Annotated in this window: 15 protein-coding genes and 1 pseudogene; 6 read left to right on the forward strand and 10 right to left on the reverse strand. The window is 68.0% G+C overall.

Annotated elements, in window-relative coordinates; genetic code table 11:
* Positions 1–191: 191 nt before the first annotated feature.
* Positions 192–746: a sigma-70 family RNA polymerase sigma factor gene (locus HJD23_RS01720; RefSeq protein ID WP_240980600.1), complete on the reverse strand. Its 555-nt coding sequence runs from the start codon at positions 744–746 to the stop codon at positions 192–194.
* A gap of 418 nt (positions 747–1,164) precedes the next feature.
* Here HJD23_RS01720 and HJD23_RS43320 point away from each other — a divergent pair, with 418 nt between their 5' ends.
* Together HJD23_RS43320 and HJD23_RS43325 are read left to right on the forward strand one after the other, a co-directional pair.
* The gene (locus HJD23_RS43320) at positions 1,165–2,649 is read left to right on the forward strand and encodes an AAA family ATPase (protein ID WP_240980601.1); all 1,485 of its coding nucleotides are present in this window, start codon (positions 1,165–1,167) and stop codon (positions 2,647–2,649) included.
* On the forward strand, positions 2,583–3,836 hold the full coding sequence (locus HJD23_RS43325) for a LuxR family transcriptional regulator (RefSeq protein ID WP_240980602.1): 1,254 nt from the start codon (positions 2,583–2,585) through the stop codon (positions 3,834–3,836). The genes HJD23_RS43320 and HJD23_RS43325 overlap by 67 nt, the downstream gene beginning before the upstream one ends.
* 67 nt (positions 3,837–3,903) lie before the next feature.
* Here the strand turns inward: HJD23_RS43325 and HJD23_RS01730 are convergent, their stop codons facing one another.
* From HJD23_RS01730 to HJD23_RS01740, 3 genes are all read right to left on the reverse strand, one after another.
* Positions 3,904–4,746, reverse strand: coding sequence for an alpha/beta hydrolase (locus HJD23_RS01730; RefSeq protein WP_171107974.1), 843 nt, complete (start codon positions 4,744–4,746; stop codon positions 3,904–3,906).
* Positions 4,747–5,070: 324 nt separating this feature from the next.
* On the reverse strand, positions 5,071–6,021 hold the full coding sequence (locus HJD23_RS01735; RefSeq protein WP_171107975.1) for an alpha/beta hydrolase: 951 nt from the start codon (positions 6,019–6,021) through the stop codon (positions 5,071–5,073).
* 162 nt (positions 6,022–6,183) lie between these two features.
* A complete protein-coding gene (locus HJD23_RS01740) occupies positions 6,184–6,927 on the reverse strand; it encodes an SDR family NAD(P)-dependent oxidoreductase (protein WP_171107976.1) in 744 nt (247 codons plus the stop codon).
* A 157-nt stretch (positions 6,928–7,084) separates the two neighbouring features.
* On the opposite strand from HJD23_RS01740, the gene HJD23_RS01745 reads away from it, so the two are divergent.
* On the forward strand, positions 7,085–7,723 hold the full coding sequence (locus tag HJD23_RS01745) for a TetR family transcriptional regulator (protein ID WP_171107977.1): 639 nt from the start codon (positions 7,085–7,087) through the stop codon (positions 7,721–7,723).
* Between the two features lie 16 nt (positions 7,724–7,739).
* Here the strand turns inward: HJD23_RS01745 and HJD23_RS01750 are convergent, their stop codons facing one another.
* Entirely contained in the window at positions 7,740–8,030 is a 291-nt protein-coding gene (locus tag HJD23_RS01750) for a WhiB family transcriptional regulator (RefSeq protein ID WP_171107978.1), read from the reverse strand.
* 222 nt (positions 8,031–8,252) lie between these two features.
* On the opposite strand from HJD23_RS01750, the gene HJD23_RS01755 reads away from it, so the two are divergent.
* Positions 8,253–9,134, forward strand: a complete 882-nt coding sequence (locus tag HJD23_RS01755) for a sigma factor-like helix-turn-helix DNA-binding protein (protein WP_171133973.1) — start codon at positions 8,253–8,255, stop codon at positions 9,132–9,134.
* 88 nt (positions 9,135–9,222) lie between these two features.
* On the opposite strand, the gene HJD23_RS01760 is transcribed toward HJD23_RS01755, so the two are convergent.
* The 4 genes and pseudogenes from HJD23_RS01760 to ilvC all read right to left on the reverse strand — a co-directional run bounded on the left by HJD23_RS01760 (position 9,223) and on the right by ilvC (position 13,377).
* A complete protein-coding gene (locus HJD23_RS01760) occupies positions 9,223–10,149 on the reverse strand; it encodes an RNA polymerase sigma-70 factor (protein ID WP_171115752.1) in 927 nt (308 codons plus the stop codon).
* Positions 10,150–10,588: 439 nt separating this feature from the next.
* Positions 10,589–11,476 (reverse strand): sigma factor-like helix-turn-helix DNA-binding protein, encoded by an 888-nt coding sequence (locus HJD23_RS01765; RefSeq protein WP_171133974.1) that lies wholly within the window; start codon positions 11,474–11,476, stop codon positions 10,589–10,591.
* Between the two features lie 415 nt (positions 11,477–11,891).
* Positions 11,892–12,374 (reverse strand): MEKHLA domain-containing protein, encoded by a 483-nt coding sequence (locus HJD23_RS01770; protein ID WP_171133975.1) that lies wholly within the window; start codon positions 12,372–12,374, stop codon positions 11,892–11,894.
* A gap of 5 nt (positions 12,375–12,379) precedes the next feature.
* A pseudogene (ilvC, locus tag HJD23_RS01775) lies at positions 12,380–13,377 on the reverse strand (ketol-acid reductoisomerase).
* Between the two features lie 290 nt (positions 13,378–13,667).
* Between ilvC and HJD23_RS01780 the strand changes: the two are divergent.
* Complete coding sequence (locus HJD23_RS01780) at positions 13,668–14,099, forward strand: cupin domain-containing protein (protein ID WP_171115145.1); 432 nt, start codon at positions 13,668–13,670, stop codon at positions 14,097–14,099.
* Between the two features lie 298 nt (positions 14,100–14,397).
* Positions 14,398–15,462 (forward strand): alkene reductase, encoded by a 1,065-nt coding sequence (locus tag HJD23_RS01785; RefSeq protein WP_171115143.1) that lies wholly within the window; start codon positions 14,398–14,400, stop codon positions 15,460–15,462.
* Between the two features lie 87 nt (positions 15,463–15,549).
* On the opposite strand, the gene HJD23_RS01790 is transcribed toward HJD23_RS01785, so the two are convergent.
* Entirely contained in the window at positions 15,550–16,392 is an 843-nt protein-coding gene (locus tag HJD23_RS01790; protein WP_171115142.1) for a tryptophan 2,3-dioxygenase family protein, read from the reverse strand.
* Positions 16,393–16,478 lie beyond the last annotated feature (86 nt).

The raw sequence follows: 16,478 nt of genomic DNA on the forward strand, positions 1-16,478 counted from the left end.
CCTGTGGTGGTCAGGAGGCGGCCGGATAAGCGGGGGCTGCCGACGAACGGGCAACGTGCCCCAGAGCTGGACCGCACTCTTCCCCTTCTTCGGCAGGCAGGCGGCGATGTACACGAGGCAGCAGTCGCGCGCCCCGGATCGGCTCGCTGCAGACCGTCGCCGACAGCGAGTGGGAGTGTGAATCGAGACACTCACCAGGCGGCAAGTGGCACATCATGTGGAAGTGCAGGTTCTGTTTCACGGCGAGCGTTCCGCTGGGTCGGTGTCCACCGGTAGGCAGCCTGGATACGATTCCGGCCGGTATCGACGATGAGGAGGTCTTCAAGGCCAGTGAGATCCCCCGCTTGCGCTGCGGTACCGAACGCTTCGATAAATCGCTGATAATCCGTCGCGCTTACTGGTTCGCCTCGCTCGGCGAAGAGGCGCTTGCGGGCTCGGCTGACGATCTGGCGGGTGTTGACCTGGCTGAGCTGAAGATTGGCGGCGATCTCACTGTAGGGGTAGTCGAACGCCACACGAAGAACGAAGGCCGCTCGTTCCAGGGGGGTGAGCTTCTCGAGCAGCAGGCGTAGGGCCAGTTCCAGTTCCTCGGCTCGCTCGGCCCTGGTGGCTGGATCCGTGCTGGGGTCGATCGTCTCAGGGTGCCAGTGATGTGTACCGATCTCGTGGCGGGCACGGGCGGACTGAACGACGTTGAGTGCAAGCCGGGTTGTGATCCGCGCCAGATAGCTTGAAGGATTCAGCACCCCGGCACGGTCCGTGTTCTGCCAGCGCAGCCATGCTTGTTTCCCGGAAAGAAAAGAAGGCTCATGGGTGTTACGTGTCGAAATAGACCCTCTTCACTGAGGGTGGGAAAAGCGATGAGGACAATCGGAGCCGAATAAATGCGGGGTCCCCCGGGACCCGCTTCACCTCCAACCTGTACCGGGCCAGCTTCCGCGGTCGCCCCACGCCCGAACATCGGTCATCTGACTGCACGTGCACGCAGGACACGGTCAACCACACGGCAACGTGTCATGCAACGTGTGGACAGTTGCAGCGAACGGGTAACATGTTGCACGTTGTTACCCGTTGCCGGAGGAAGTTGGACATGCCGCGCACGATGCCTGCTGCGACGAAAACAGAACGGGAGACTCCGCAAGGACCGCACCCGGCACAGGCGCGATGATCGGCCGTGAGGAGGAGCTGCGCGTCCTGCGAGGGTTGCTGACGGACACGGCGGCGGGGCGCGGCAACGCGCTGTTGGTCTATGGCACTCCAGGGGTGGGCAAGTCTGCTCTTCTGGGAGCGGTCGGCGCCGCGGCCGACGAGGGCGGTTTCAGGGTCCTGCGCACCTCTGGGGTGGAGACCGAGCAGTGGCTGCCGTTTGCCGCGCTGCAACTGCTGCTGCACCCGGCCCTTCCAGGTATCGAGCACCTGCCGACTCCCCACCGGCTGGCGCTGGGCGGTGTGTTCGGCACCACGGAGACCGAGCCCCACACCTACCGGGTCGGTCTGGCCGTACTCGAACTGCTCGCCGACGCCGCCGATCGGCAGCCGCTGCTGCTGCTCGTCGACGACATGCAGTGGATCGATTCGTCCAGCCGGGACGTGCTCAGGTTCGTCGCCCGGCGCACCCGTGACCTCCCCATCCTGGTCGTCGTTGCCGCACGGACGCACACCTCCTCGGAGTACGGCCTGGGCATGTACCCCGACCTCCCTCTCGAGCCGCTCGGGCGGACGGCCGCTGCGGAACTGCTCGATACAGGCGCGCCCGACCTGCCGGCCCCGGTGCGGGCGCTGATCCTGGAGCGCGCCGCGGGCAATCCGCTGGCCCTGGTGGAGCTGCCCAAGGCGCTGCAGGGGATGGCCGCGCAGGTGGACGATCTGCCGCTGACCCAGCGGCTGGAGGCGGCGTTCGCGGCACGGACAGACTCGGTGAGCCGGGAGTGCCGTGCGTTCCTGCTGGCCCTGGCGGCCGAGCCCACCGCACCGCTGAGCCTGTTGCTGGAGGTGTCGAGCCGTCTCTGCGGCTGTGAAGTGTCCGTGCCCGCGCTGCAGGAGGCGGTCCACGCCGGTCTGGTCACCCTGGTCGGCCGTGCTCCGGAGTTCCTGCATCCGCTGATGCGCTCGGCGATCTACACGCGCGCCACGGTCGCCGACCGGCTGGCCACCCACCGCGCCCTCGCGGCGCTGCTCGAGGAGACACCCGACCGGCAGCTCGTGCATCTCGCGGCTTCCATGCTCGGCCCGGACGACGAACTGGCCGCACGCCTCGAGCGTTTCGCCGACACGTCCCAGGCCCGGGGCAAGGTCGCGGCGGCCGTCCCGGCCCTGCGCCAGGCGGCCGAACTCGTCCGCGACCCCCGCGACCGCACCCGGATCCTCGTTCGGGCTGCCGAGCTGGCCAGTGAGATCAACGACCGCAGTCAGGCCCAGTTGTTGCTGGACCGCGCCGACATGACCGAGCTCGGACCGGTGGAGCGTGCCCGCCTGATGGTCGTCTCCGACAGGTCCGTGTTCGAGCCGGTCGAGCCGCACCGACGCATCCAGGAGATGGTCGTGCCGCGGCGCGCTGTTTCTTCCAGGACGGCGACGAACAGGTGCGCGCTCGGGCCGCGGCCGAGCTGGACCGGTGGCACCCCGATCCCGACGCCCCCCACGTGCTGACGGTGCGGGCATACACCCAGCCCTACCAGCACGGGACCGACGTACTCAGGCGACTCGACGGCCTCGAACCGGACCGTGAGGACGGCCGGAGCCTGCACTTCCTCGGCAGTGGCGCCATCGGCATGGGTGATGTCACCCGCGCCATCCGCTACCTGTCATCGGCGGTCGCGGCGTGGCGCGCACAGGGCCGGCTCGGGCTGCTCGCCCGCTCCTTGGCCGCCAGCTATGCCAGGTCGTACCTCGGCCAGCTCGACCAGGCCCGCGAGGAGTCGGCCGAAGGTCTCACCCTGGCCGAGGAGACCGGAGAGTGGCTCGTCTGGCTGGGCCTGAAGGCCAATGTCGGCCTGGTGGCGGCCCTGCGGGGCGAGACGGAGCACGCGGCCCGGACGATTCACGAGATGCGCGCCCACAGGCTGTTCGCCGGTATGCCGTTCGCCGGCGCGAGAGCTCAGCACGTCGACGGCCTGCTCGCCCTGTTCGACGGCCGTCCGGCCGAAGCGTACGAGATCCTCGCGCGCGCCTTCGACCCGGACGACATCCACTACCACTCGGTGTGCCGCTGGCTGCTCGCACCGGACCTGGCGGAGGCCGCACTGGCCGCGGGTACCGTCGACCAGGCCCGGGAACTGCTGGCCGAACTCCCGGAGCTGGCCCGCCGACTGCCGTCGGAGATGCTCCTGGTCGCGCAGGCCTACACCGACGCGGTCCTGGCCCCGGACGACACGGCCGAGAAGCGCTACGCCGCGGCGCAGGACGCCCTGCCGGCCAGCTGGACGCTGTGGCGTGCCCGGCTGCACCTGCACCACGGCCGCTGGCTGCGCCGGCAACGCCGCAATGTGGACGCCCGGATTCCGCTGCGGCTCGCCCGCGACGAGTTCGAACGGGTCGGCGCGCAGCCCTGGCTCGACATGGCCCGCGAGCAGTTGCGCGCCGCCGGCGAGTCGAGCGGCCGGCGACGTGCGAACACCAGGGCGCAACTGTCGGCGCAGGAAATGCAGATCGCGGTGCTGGCGTCACGGGGGCTGAGCAACCGGGAGATCGGCCAGCGCCTGTTCATCTCGCACCGCACCGTCGGCGCCCACCTGTACCGCATCTATCCCCGCCTGGGCATCACCAGCCGGGGCAGGCTCGCCGCCGCCTTGTCGGCCCTCCACGACGACCAACCCGCGGCCGGTCGAACGGGGTGAGAGAGCCCACGGTCGCGACAGGGTGGAGCGGCGTCCTCGCCGCTCCACCCTGTCGCGGATACGCCGGTCAGCGGACCGTCCACGCCGCCTTCTCGATGATGTCGGCGACGTCGTCGGGTCGGGACACACTCACGGCGTGCGAGGCCCGGACCTTCACGACGCGGGCCTTGGCGCGCTCGGCCATGAAGGTCTGCGCCTGCGGCGGGATGTTGAGGTCCTCGGTGGCCACCAGGACCCAGGACGGAATGGTCTTCCAGGCAGGCTCCAAGGCGCCCTCCTCCAGGGCAGCGCTGGTGACCGGTCGCTGGGCGACCGCCATGAGGTCAGTGGTGCCCTTGGGGACGTCCGCGGCGAACTGGTCGTGGAACTTGGCCTGTTCGATGTACAGGTCCGTCCCCTTGGTGCCGTCCGGCAGAGTGACGGGAACAGGGCGCAGCGTGTCGCCGAGGGTGCTGCCGGGGAACTTGCCCGAGAGCTCGACCGCGCTCTCGCCCTTCTCCGGGAGGAAGGCGGCGATGTACACGAGCGCCTTGACGTTGTCGGCGCCGTAGGCGGCGTTGCTGATGACCGAGCCGCCGTAGGAGTGCCCGGCGAGCACGACCGGGCCGTCTATGTCGGCGAGGAGGTCCCTGAGATAGTTGGCGTCGCTGCTCAGCCCGCGCAGCGGATTGGCCGCGGCCACCACCGGATAGCCTTCCCGCTTCAGCTTCTTGACGACGCCGTTCCAGCTGGTGGAGTCGGCGAACGCCCCGTGGACGAGCACGACGGTCGGCTTGCGGTGCTGCGGTGCACTGGTCTTGCCGGCGCTCGCCGGACCGACCGACGCGGCGAGGATGCCGGCGGCGACCGTGACGGTGGCCATCAGGGCGAGTGGAGTGCGGGCACGGCGATACAGGGAACGACGGTGCATGGGAGGCCCTTTCGAGGCAGAGGTTTCGGCCGTGTCCGGGCAGCAGGACAGGGCCGCGACTGCGGCAGGACACTGTCGCAAGTCGTGGAGAGGAAGGCCGTGGTCGGCAGGCGGGCGATGCGTATGACGCGTGCCATGCGTCCCGGAGTTCGCCCGGAACATGCTGCGGCCGGGATCGGCTTGGTGGATCGGTCGGCCAGAAGTTGGCGGACAGGGATGATCGCTGTCCTGCGCCGACAAGTTCAGGCGCACGAGCGCCGGGGCTTGAGAGCAGCTTGTGCTGCTGGTCCTTCAAATGTGGCGGCCGAGAGCGGTGCAGAACTCTCAGTTGGTGCCGAGAGCGATGCGCAGCGTGTGAACCGCCTGCTGCATCGCGGCAGTTGTGGCCTGCGTGGAGCGGAGGGGGTTGAGCATCATGAAGTCGTGGAGGGTGCCGTTGATGCGGATACTCGTGGTCGGGACGCCGGCCTGCGTCAGCTTGCGCGCGTACGCCTCACCCTCGTCCCGCAGCACGTCGTTGTCATCGACGATGACGAGCGCGGGCGGCAGCCCCTGCAACTCCTCCAGGCTCGCCCGCAGGGGTGAGGCGGTGATCTCCGCGCGCTGGGCGGGGTCGGTGGTGTAGCTGTCCCAGAACCACGCCATGGCCTTCGCCGTGAGGTAGGGCCCGTCCGCGAATTCCCGGTAGCTTTCGGTGTCCTGGGCCGCATCCGTGACGGGGTAGTACAGCGACTGGTGCACGAAGGAGACATCACCGCGCTGCTTGGCCATGAGGGTCAGGGCCGCGGTCATGTTGCCGCCGACGGAGTCGCCGGCCACCGCCAGGCGGGAGGTATCCAGGCCTTCCTCGGCGCCTTTCGCGGTGATCCATCGAGCGGTCGCGTACGCCTGCTCGATGGCGACCGGGTACTTGGCCTCCGGCGAACGGTCGTACTCGACGAACACGACGGCGGCATTCGCGCCGACAGCCAGCTCGCGCACCAGCCGGTCATGGGTACCGGCGTTGCCGATGACCCAGCCGCCTCCGTGCACGTAGAGAACGACCGGCAGCACGCCCTGGCTCCCGACCGGCTTGACGATGCGTACCCGCACATCGCCCACTTCGGCAGACACCGTGATCCACTTCTCCTCGACGTCCGGCTTCTCCACCGGCGCCGCCTGCAGGTCGTCCAGGACCTTGCGGGCGCCCTCCGGGCCGAGCTCGTACAGGAACGGCGGGTTGGCCGTGGCATCCGCGATCTCCTGCGCCGCGGGCTCAAGAACGGGGTTGGTCATCACTGCCTCCTTGGGGCGGCAAGCTCTTGCCTGCTTTCACCCTTATGACAGGGCACGCGCCGAAGGTGTGACATACGTCGGGAAAAATTGTTGCGGGCGGCCGGCCACGCGTGGGGACTGGAGGCCTGTGGTGCGAACCCGGCCGCGGGCCCGCACCCGGGGTCAGCGGGTCTGGTCGGTCGGCCGGATCAGAATCTCGTTGACGGCGACGTGCTCGGGCTGGGTGAGTGCGTACAGGACGGCACCGGCGATGTCCTCGGGCTGGAGGGTGCGCATCGACTCGGCCATGTTCTTGGCCATGGCCCGTATGGCGGTGTCGGTGATGTGGTCGGCCAGCTCGGTCGAGACGAAGCCGGGCTCGACGACAATGACGCGTACGCCCTGCGCGGTGACCTCCTGCCGCAAGGCCTCCGAGAACGCGGTGATCCCGAACTTGGTGGCCGCGTACACGCCGCTGGCGGCCGATGCCGTACGGCCTGCGGTCGAGGAGATCTGCACCACGGCGCCCTTGGAGTGAAGCAGGTGGGGCAGGGCGGCATGGACCGCGTACATCGACCCGAGCAGGTTGGTCTCGACCATGCGCGTCCACTCCGTGGTGTCCGCGTTCAGGATCGGGGCGCTGAGCATGACACCTGCGTTGCTCACCAAGGCGTCGAGCGCGCCGAATCGCTCGACGGTCGCCGCGACCGCGTCCTGCACCGACTGGGGGTCGGTGACGTCCAGCTCGAGAGCCAGCATCTCGCCGGGGGCGTCCTGTGCCAGGGATTTGAGCCGGTCGGTCCGGCGAGCCCCGACGGCCACGGTGGCCCCCGCCTTCGACAGGGCCAGCGCCGTGGCCTGGCCGATGCCCGAGGACGCGCCGGTGACCAGGACGACCTTCCCTTCAAGGGCAGAGGTGTCGTTCATGTTTTCCTCCCAGGAGTGCGCGATGAGAAGCAGGCGACATGCCTGACGGCCGGCGGTCTTGCGCACGAGAAGGTGACCGCACGGTCATGTTGAGCGTACCACCTAACATGACCGGGCGGTCATGTTACTGATAGACTCTGGATCGAGAGGGGTACGCATGACCGAGAGGACAGCCGCTCCGAGCCCGAGAGCGGACATGCTGCGCAATCGACGCCTCCTGCTCGGGGCCGCGACCGCGGCGTTCGCCGAGCGCGGCGTCGACGTCTCGATGGGCGAGATCGCCCAACGTGCCGGCGTGGCCAAGGGCACCGTGTTCCGGCACTTCGCATCGAAGGAAGACCTGCTCGCGGCGATCATGCTGCAGATGCTCGACCAGCTCATCGACACAGCCGACCGCCTTGCGGAGGCAGACGATGCGACTGAGGCGCTGCGGGAGTTCATGACCGCCGGGGTCGAGGTGCTTGCGGCCGACCGGGCGTTCTGTGAGGTGATCGGCCGGCCGTCACTGCAGCATGCCGAGGTGCGGGACGCGATCGACCGCCTCTGCGGCGTCGCCGAGACACTCACAGCTCGGGCGCGCGAACAAGGCGCCATCCGCAGCGACATCACGGGAACCGACGTCGTGCTGCTCCTCGGCGGCATCCACCAGACGGCCGCGCCTCTGCTCGCCGTCCAGCCGCAGGCATGGCGACGCTACCTCGAACTGGCCTTCGACGGACTGTGCACCACCAGCGCCGGCGAGCTGCCCGAGCCACCGCCCCGCCGCTTGCACCTCACCGACTTCGGGCTCACCTGACGGCCACCACGTGCGGTCACGCCGCCGTGGTGATCGTGTAGCTCACCCCGCGGGCCTCACGTCGCCTCATCGCACGGCGTTCGCTCTCCGTCGAGCCGCCCCATATGCCTTCCACGTGCCCTGCGCGCACGGCCCAGTCGAGGCACTGTTCCACGACGGGGCAACGACCACAGACGGCCTTGGCTTCGTCGATCTGTTCAAGCGTCAGATCACCGCTTCCGATGGGGAAGAACAGATCGGGGTCCACACGCAGGCAAGCTGCCCGCTCGCGCCAGTACGTGGCGTTTTCTCCGCGTTCAGCAGTCATGGCAGAGCACACCTCCAAAGTTCACTTTTCGGCAAACGGGATCGTCACGTGAGACCGAGCAACCGGCGCGCGTGTGACATGCAGTCGCGCCCGGCGCCGTCCGGCACCCGGACCCCGTGATCACACGGAAGGCCGTGTCACAAGATCCGTGGGTGCCCGGTCTAACGGATTGAGCCGGTGTGCGGCCGTATCCGTCGTGCCGTGCGAGAGGGAGGTTGCCGTATGGATCACGATGAGGCGGTGCCGATCGCGGAGCTGCTCGACGAGCGTCGGCATCTGCTGGATGTGGCCTTTTGGATGCTGGGCAGTCCCGGTGAGGCGGAGAGTGCGGTCGATGAGGCCTATCGCCGGTGGTACGGGCTGTCCGAGGCCGTGCGCGGGCGGATCGCCTCGCCCCGGTCCTGGCTCGCCAGGACCGCCGGCGAGATCTGCCTGCGCCGCCTCGCCCAGCCCGACAGGAGTGCGACCGGACAGAGGGAGGGGCTGAGCGCGCAGAGCGGGGACGCGCAAGAGGCACGCGCGCGGCTGGAGGAGGAGGTGAGTCGGGTGCTGCTGAACGCGCTGGACTCCCTGTCACCGGACGAGCGGGCGGCGTTCGTGCTCAATGACGTGTTCGGCATGGACCGCGACACGGTCGCCGACATCGTGGGCCGCACCCAGCCGGAAGTGGCTGAACTCGCCGAGCGGGCCCGCCACAGCCTTCGGGTGCAGCGGTCCCGCCCCACGACGCCGGAGGAACACGATGCAGTGGCCCGCGCGGTCCGCCAGGCCTGTCTGAGTGAGGACGCCGATCTGCTGGCGTCGCTGCTGTGTCCGGACGCCACGGCGTTCTTCGACGGCGGCGGCAAGGTCCGGGCACTGATCAGGCCGGTACACGGCGGCCGGCAGGTCGCCCAGAGCCTGCTGACCCTCCTGGCCCGCCACCCGCGCACCACCCTGAGTGCCCAGTCCGTCAACGGCCGCACCGGCCTCGTCGTCCGCTACGACCGCCAAGTCGCGGCCGTCATCAGCCTCGACATCGCCGACCACCAGGTCGCACAGGTCTGGGTCATCCTCAACCCCGACAAACTCCGCTCCTGGAACCACGGTGCGAGCTTGTCATGATGAGGCGGACGCCCTGTGGGCACCGGCTGCTTCGGCAAGCCGGCGGTCGACAGTGCGTTCCGCCTCGTCACACGGCCGCAGTGACACATCACCCGGCACAGAGCCGAGATTCAGCTGTGAACCGAGAGGGCGAATCCAGGAACGCGGCGATCTTGCTCGGGCTGAACACCCACATCAACTTGTGGATGCCTTCCTTCGAGGCGGCCATCGTCATGAACGCGATGGGGTCGCCATCTCGGTAGACCATCACGCCTGTGCAGCCGTTGGCGTCGACCAACCTGGGCTCCGCTTCCCGCCAGAGTTTGGGGTACGTCACCATCTTGGCCACACGTGCTCGGCCCAGCACAGGGATACGAGCGCAGCCCCGCATGCCATTGCCGTCGGACAGACTGACGACGTCGGGGGTGAGCAGCGCCTCCAGGGAAGCCACATCCCCCGTTTGAGCTGCTGAGACGAAGACGTTGAGCAGGCGTCGGTGCTCTGCCGTGTCCACACTCTCCCGCTGCTCTTCCGACAGATGCTTGCGGGCACGGCTCACGATCTTCCGCACGTTGACGGGGCTGAGTTGAAGGATCTCAGCGATCTCGGGATAGGCGTAGTCAAAGGCCTCGCGCAGTACGTATGCGGCCCGCTCGGCGGGTTTCAGTTTCTCCAACACCAGCAGCAGTGCCAGCTCCAGGGCTTCCGCGCGCTCCGCCCCCACCTCTGGGTCCGAACTCGTGTCGATCGGCTCGGGCAACCACGGTCCGATGTAGGTCTCCCGACGCACACGTGCAGACTGCGCGACGTTGATGGCCAAGCGGGTCGTCGTACTCGAGAGGAAAGCCACCGGGCTGACCACCACGGAGCGGTCGGTCTTCTGCCACCGCAGCCACACCTCCTGGACCACGTCTTCGGCCTCGACCACGCTGCCCAGCACACGGTAGGCAATTCCGAACAGGCGTGCCCGGTGCTGCACGAAGACAGACACAGCCTCGTCGAGGTCATGTGACGTGGGGGACGGTTCGATATGCATGATTCTGCGGTCTCCGTTCCTCCAGTTGAGGCTGTCTAGTGGTGCGGCCACGCCGCCCCCGCGTGGCGGTCGACGGCTCCGACCAGCGATCCCGGCTGACGCTTCTGACGGCCGACGTACTGCCGGATATGAGGCACTGCACGGCTTGTTCGGGGGGTGCGGGGACTGGGGTCACTGAAGGTCACGGCTGCTCCAATCGCATCTGCCTCATAAGACCGGGGTCGGCTCGCTTTTGTGACAGCGTCAGGGCAGAAAGTTGTGCCGCCGCATACCGTGGGAGTCACATCACCTCTCTGTGCACACTCCACGCAGGGGCTGCGGATCAACACGTTGTCGAGCAGCGGGAGAAAGCGAGGGCACCGTACGCAGTCGAACGGGAAGCCTCACAATGTTGTGGCCCGGCCTCCTCGGCGCTTGCACACGCGTAGCCAGGTCTGACTCAGGTGTGAGATGCGGGTGGGTTCCAGGAGCGGAGTTTGTCGGGGTTGAGGATGACCCAGACCTGTGCGACCTGGTGGTCGGCGATGTCGAGGCTGATGACGGCCGCGACTTGGCGGTCGTAGCGGACGACGAGGCCGGTGCGGCCGTTGACGGACTGGGCACTCAGGGTGGTGCGCGGGTGGCGGGCCAGGAGGGTCAGCAGGCTCTGGGCGACCTGCCGGCCGCCGTGTACCGGCCTGATCAGTGCCCGGACCTTGCCGCCGCCGTCGAAGAACGCCGTGGCGTCCGGACACAGCAGCGACGCCAGCAGATCGGCGTCCTCACTCAGACAGGCCTGGCGGACCGCGCGGGCCACTGCATCGTGTTCCTCCGGCGTCGTGGGGGGGGACCGCTGCACCCGAAGGCTGTGGCGGGCCCGCTCGGCGAGTTCAGCCACTTCCGGCTGGGTGCGGCCCACGATGTCGGCGACCGTGTCGCGGTCCATGCCGAACACGTCATTGAGCACGAACGCCGCCCGCTCGTCCGGTGACAGGGAGTCCAGCGCGTTCAGCAGCACCCGACTCACCTCCTCCTCGTCCAGGGTGGCAGCGGGATGCTCGTATGACTCTAAGCCGTCGCCGGCGATTGCCGCGCCGGTGGCGTCGTCAGCCCTGTCGGGCTGGGCGAGGCGGCGCAGGCAGATCTCGCCGGCGGTCCTGGCGAGCCAGGACCGGGGCGAGGCGATCCGCCCGCGCACGGCCTCGGACAGCCCGTACCACCGGCGGTAGGCCTCATCGACCGCACTCTCCGCCTCACCGGGACTGCCCAGCATCCAAAAGGCCACATCCAGCAGATGCCGACGCTCGTCGAGCAGCTCCGCGATCGGCACCGCCTCATCGTGATCCATACGGCAACCTCCCTCTCGCACGGCACACATCACGTGGCCGCCGCGACAGTGATCCAGATAACGGGGCCGTGCATGTCGGGACGTGAGAGTTCCTGCTTCGGGCACCAGGCAGATGGCTTCGGTCAGGAGGAGCGGTCCTCGGCGAAAGACCGGCATGTCGTCCGTGAGCCCGCCGAGGGATGGGCCGGTCGTACACCCGTCCAGTACCGCACCCCGGCCCTGTTCGGCGGGGATTTTCGGCAACGCGAGACTCACGCACGGCACCCTCTGATTCTGCTGGCTCGTCAACTTGACCGGAATCCAGCAGACGTTGTGACACCGCCGGTGGCACCCCAACGCGCCGCCGTCGCACTGCGCGCGAAGCAAAAGCCCGTGCGGCGAAGGAAACTTCAGCGCACGGGCAATCATCACCCTTTCAGGGCCCGCGCCAGTCGCGGAAGACTGCGGCCTGCCCCCGTCTGTTCCCTTCCGGATCGAGGAGATCCCACATCGTCACGTCCTTGATCCAGAATTCTTCGCCGCTCTTGGTCCTGCGCAGTCCGCTGTAGCCGTCAGCGAAGCCGTGTTCATGCACGGATCGGACGAAGGCATGCCGGTCTTCCTGATGAAGAGGGGAGGCAGACAAGCGAGAGGGCATGCCGATGAACTCCTCCCACGAGTACTGGAAGCACCGCTGGGCCGTGCGGTTGGCGTAGATGAACGCGGGGTCCGGGCCCATGCCGTGCGCCAGGAGTCCAAACGGCGCGTCGGTGTAGAGCCAATGCGCCGCATCGTGCATCGATGCCCAGCGAGGCGGGCACAAGGGGCGGCCGGTGAGGGCGAGATGACTGCTCAGCAGCAGTTCGGCGAAGGCAGCGCCGCCCGCAGCGGCAAGGGGGCCAGGAGGGCTGTCGCTCATCAGGTTTACGCCTCCTCGTTCACCCAGCTCATGAGCTTGCGCAGCTCCTTGCCGGTGGTCTCCAGCAGGTGCTCCGAGTCCTGCTGCTTGTACTCGTTGTACTTCTTCAGACCGCCGTGGTACTCGTCCATCCAGTTCTGCGCGAACGAGCCGTCCTGGATCTCGGCGAGGACCTTCTTCATCTCGGCCTTGGTGGCGTCGGTGATGATCCGCGGGCCGGTGACGTAGTCGCCCCACTCGGCGGTCTCGGAAATCGACCAGCGCATCTTCTCCAGGCCGCCCTCGTACATGAGGTCGACGATCAGCTTCAGCTCGTGCAGGCACTCGAAGTACGCGATCTCCGGCTGGTAACCGGCCTCGGTCAGCGTCTCGAAACCGGCCTTGACCAGGGCGGCCGTACCGCCGCAGAGGACGGCCTGCTCACCGAACAGGTCGGTCTCGGTCCCTCGGTGAACGTCGTCTTGATGACACCGGCGCGGGTGCCGCCGATGCCCTTGGCGTACGACAGGGCCAGCGCGAAGGCGTTGCCCGTGGCGTCCTGCTCGACGGCGGCGATGCAGGGCACGCCGCGGCCTTCCTCGTACTGACGGCGCACCAGGTGGCCCGGGCCCTTGGGGGCGACCATGCAGACGTCGACGCCGGCCGGGGGCTTGATGAAGCCGAAGCGGATGTTGAAGCCGTGGCCGAAGAACAGCGCGTCGCCGTCCTTCAGGTTCGGGGCGATGTGCTCCTCGTAGACCTGCGCCTGGATCGGGTCCGGGACCAGGATCATGATGACGTCGGCCTCGGCGGCGGCCTCCGCCGGCGTCACCACGCGCAGGCCCTGCTCCTCGGCCTTCGCCTTGGACTTGGAGCCCTCGTGCAGACCGACACGCACGTCGACACCCGAGTCACGCAGCGACAGCGCGTGGGCGTGGCCCTGGCTGCCGTAACCGATGACCGCGACCTTGCGGCCCTGGATGATGGACAGGTCGGCGTCGGCGTCGTAGAACACCTCGGCCATGGCAACTGCCTTTCGCTCACGGTGGAAGAGGTTGTCAGGTCAGGTCAGGTCAGGTCACCCGGGCGTGCTCTGAAGGACCAACCCGGGTCGCGCCCATGGCAGCCGACAGGAATGACACTGTCTCACACTGTATTGACTTGAGGGCGGTTGCGCCTCGTGTGCGGCCATGGCCTAGGGTGGATCCGGGCCGATCGCCCAGCTCCGGACAACACCGTGTGACGCCATTGGCGAGGAGCGGCCATTCACACAGGCCCGGAAGTCACCGTATGCACCCACGAGATGGAGCGAACATGCGCAACCTCTCCCGAATCGGAGCCGTCAGTGCTCTGCTCGTCGGCTTGTCCCTTCCCGCGGTCGCGGACGCGACCCCCGGAGGCCCCGGTGTGACGGGCAAGATCATCACCCAGTCCACCATCGGAGGGACAGACTTCATCCTGCGCGAGGTCACCATTCCGCCGGGTCAGGCGACCGGCTGGCACTTCCACGACGGTCCTCTGTACGGGTACGTCAAGCAGGGGACGCTCAGCCACTTCGACTCCACGTGTGCGTCCGACGGGGTCTACCCCAGGGGGAGCTCTGTCAAGGAGCCCTCCGGCGCGGACCACGTGCACATCGGCAGGAACCTCGGGGCCACCGACGTCGTCCTGAAGGTTCTCTACGTCCTTCCGCACGGCGCACCTTTGTCCCGCGATGCGCCCAACGCGGGGTGTGACTTCGAGTAGCCCGGCTGGGTAACTGCTGAGAGTCGCCCCGGGACCGGCGGCTGTCACAACTTCCTGAGCTGTCCGGTCAATCCGGAGGCAGACACAGATCCCTGCCACAGCGGGACGCCACCCGACCACGGGTGGCGGTGGCGGAGGCGTCGGTGGTCAAGGGGTCCCGCCGGCCCGGTCCGCCCTCCGGCGTATTCCCGCACCACAACACTGGCTGTGGAGCAGAAGCTTGCCCCTCCGCGCGCAGCTCATCCACGCCGTCCCCGAAACCGCATCGTCGCGGTGCTGTCACAGGAGAGGAAGACTCGTGACCAACGCATTAGAACCCATCAAGGTCGGCGACATCACGGTGGCGAACCGGGTGTTCATGGCCCCGATGACACGTAACCGTGCCACGCCGGACGGACGTGCCACGGACGTCATGGTCGACTACTACACCCAACGGTCCAGTGCCGGTCTGATCATCACCGAGGGCATCCAGCCGAGCGTCGTCGGCCAGGGCTACATCTCCACGCCCGGTCTGCACAACTCCGAGCAGGTCGCCGCCTGGCGCACTGTCACGGACGCCGTGCACGCGGCGGGCAGCACGATCTTCGCGCAGATCATGCATGCGGGTCGTGTGGGCCACCCCTTGCTCACCGGCCTTGCCCCCGTGGCCCCGTCGCCGGTGGCTGCGCCCGGCGTCACGTACACCGCAGAAGGCCCCAAGGACAATGGCGTCCCACACGAGTTGACCGAAGAGGAAATTCTCCGCACCATCGAGGACCACGCCACCGCCGCCCGCAACGCCGTCGAGGCCGGATTCGACGGCGTGGAGATCCACGGTGCCAACGGCTACCTCCTCCAGCAGTTCCTCTCCGACAACGCCAATCTGCGCACCGACCACTGGGGCGGCAGTGTGGACAACCGTGTCCGCTTCCCCGCCGAGGTCGTCAAGGCCGCCGCAGCGGCCATCGGCGCGGAGCGGGTCGCCTTGCGCATCTCTCCCGGGAACACCGACCTCGGCATTGTGGAGAGCGACCCCGCAGGGCTGTACAGCACGCTGCTCAGCGTCCTTTCCGACCTGTCCCTCGCCTATGTCCACATGCGCGAGACCGGGGAGCGCGACCTCACCCGTAAGATCCGTGCCGCATGGCCGGGCACGTTTGTTCTCAACCCTCTCTACGATGAGCACGCGCCCCACGAGGCGGTGGCCGAGGTGATGGAAGAGGGCATCGCCGATGCGGTAGCCCTCGGTCGCCCCTACCTGGCCAACCCGGACCTCATCAACCGCCTCAAGACCAAGGGCCCGTACAACACGGCCGACCCGAACAGCTTCTACGGCGGCGATGCCACCGGTTACACCGACTACCCGACCGTCGTCCCCGCCTGACACATCTGGCCCGGCCAAACCACCGGCCGGCCCGCGGCGCGCCTCCCTGGCGCACCGCGGGCCGGCCGTGCCGTTGGTCATACGTTCTCACATGGCGGCGCGAGCACTCCACAGCTCAGGAAACACGGGCAGGTCCAGGCTGCGGCGCAGCCAGGCGACGGCGTCCGTACCATAGAAGCCAGGTTTGGGCCCGTAGGTGCGCTGAGTGACGGTCAGGTGGCCCTGCTTCCAGCGGTTGAAGCGATCGGCGATCCGTAGCAATGCCTCGGCCAGTTCCCGTAGTTCGCCAAGGGAGTCGTCCGCGTAGACGCGTGTCCAGGCCGCCTCGACCTCCGGCCGTGCGGCGTAGGGTTCGGTGAAGTCCCGGCGCAGGACCGAATCGGGCAACGGCACGCCGCGGCGGTGAACCAGGGCGAGCGCCTCGTCGTACAGGCTGGGTTCGCCGAGTGCCATCCTGAGTCCTTCGTAGATCTGCGGTGTGGGCTCGTGCGGCGCCAGCATCTTGGGGGACTTCAGGCCCAGCAGGAAGTTCAGATGGCGGTACATCGGCGACTGGACGGAGGACGAGCCGCCCAGGTGGGCCACGATCGGGTTCCAGTCCGTCGGCGTCATGTCGGTGTAGCTCTCCCACGTGCCCTCCAGGGCACGCAGGTGGGAAGCGCTGCGGCTGAGGGTGCGCAGCGCGCCGGGGATGTCATCGGTGCGGATTGCCTGGCGTGACCTGCCGAGCTCGTGGCACAGCAGTCCGAAGTAGAGCTCCATCACTTGGGAGCTGACCAGGAAGGCCATCTCGTAAGGGGTATCGGTGACGGGGTGCTGCAGGCTGTGTAAGCGCTGGACCTGGAAGTATTCGAGGTACTTCGTCGTTCCCTGCGATACGCCTGATATCGCGGAAGAAGGACGGAGATCACGCGATGACTCGCTCGTCATGAGCAACGGTTGCCTCTCGGAAACGGGGGGCGCATGGCAGCTCTCTCACGCCATGGCGACGGCGTGCCTCCGTGCACCCGGATCGA

It is taken from the genome of Streptomyces sp. Z423-1 (assembly GCF_013009255.1).
GTDB lineage: Bacteria > Actinomycetota > Actinomycetes > Streptomycetales > Streptomycetaceae > Streptomyces > Streptomyces gossypiisoli.

Coding starts and splice junctions, on each gene's coding strand:
- HJD23_RS43320 (WP_240980601.1), top strand. CDS start 1,165: ATGATCGGCCGTGAGGAGGAGCTGCGCGTCCTGCGAGGGTTGCTGACG.
- HJD23_RS01780 (WP_171115145.1), top strand. CDS start 13,668: ATGCGCAACCTCTCCCGAATCGGAGCCGTCAGTGCTCTGCTCGTCGGC.
- HJD23_RS01735 (WP_171107975.1), bottom strand. CDS start 6,021: ATGACCAACCCCGTTCTTGAGCCCGCGGCGCAGGAGATCGCGGATGCC.
- HJD23_RS01765 (WP_171133974.1), bottom strand. CDS start 11,476: ATGGATCACGATGAGGCGGTGCCGATCGCGGAGCTGCTCGACGAGCGT.
- HJD23_RS01770 (WP_171133975.1), bottom strand. CDS start 12,374: ATGAGCGACAGCCCTCCTGGCCCCCTTGCCGCTGCGGGCGGCGCTGCC.
- HJD23_RS01730 (WP_171107974.1), bottom strand. CDS start 4,746: ATGCACCGTCGTTCCCTGTATCGCCGTGCCCGCACTCCACTCGCCCTG.
- HJD23_RS01750 (WP_171107978.1), bottom strand. CDS start 8,030: ATGACTGCTGAACGCGGAGAAAACGCCACGTACTGGCGCGAGCGGGCA.
- HJD23_RS01760 (WP_171115752.1), bottom strand. CDS start 10,149: ATGCATATCGAACCGTCCCCCACGTCACATGACCTCGACGAGGCTGTG.
- HJD23_RS01740 (WP_171107976.1), bottom strand. CDS start 6,927: ATGAACGACACCTCTGCCCTTGAAGGGAAGGTCGTCCTGGTCACCGGC.
- HJD23_RS01745 (WP_171107977.1), top strand. CDS start 7,085: ATGACCGAGAGGACAGCCGCTCCGAGCCCGAGAGCGGACATGCTGCGC.
- HJD23_RS01790 (WP_171115142.1), bottom strand. CDS start 16,392: ATGACGAGCGAGTCATCGCGTGATCTCCGTCCTTCTTCCGCGATATCA.
- HJD23_RS01755 (WP_171133973.1), top strand. CDS start 8,253: ATGGATCACGATGAGGCGGTGCCGATCGCGGAGCTGCTCGACGAGCGT.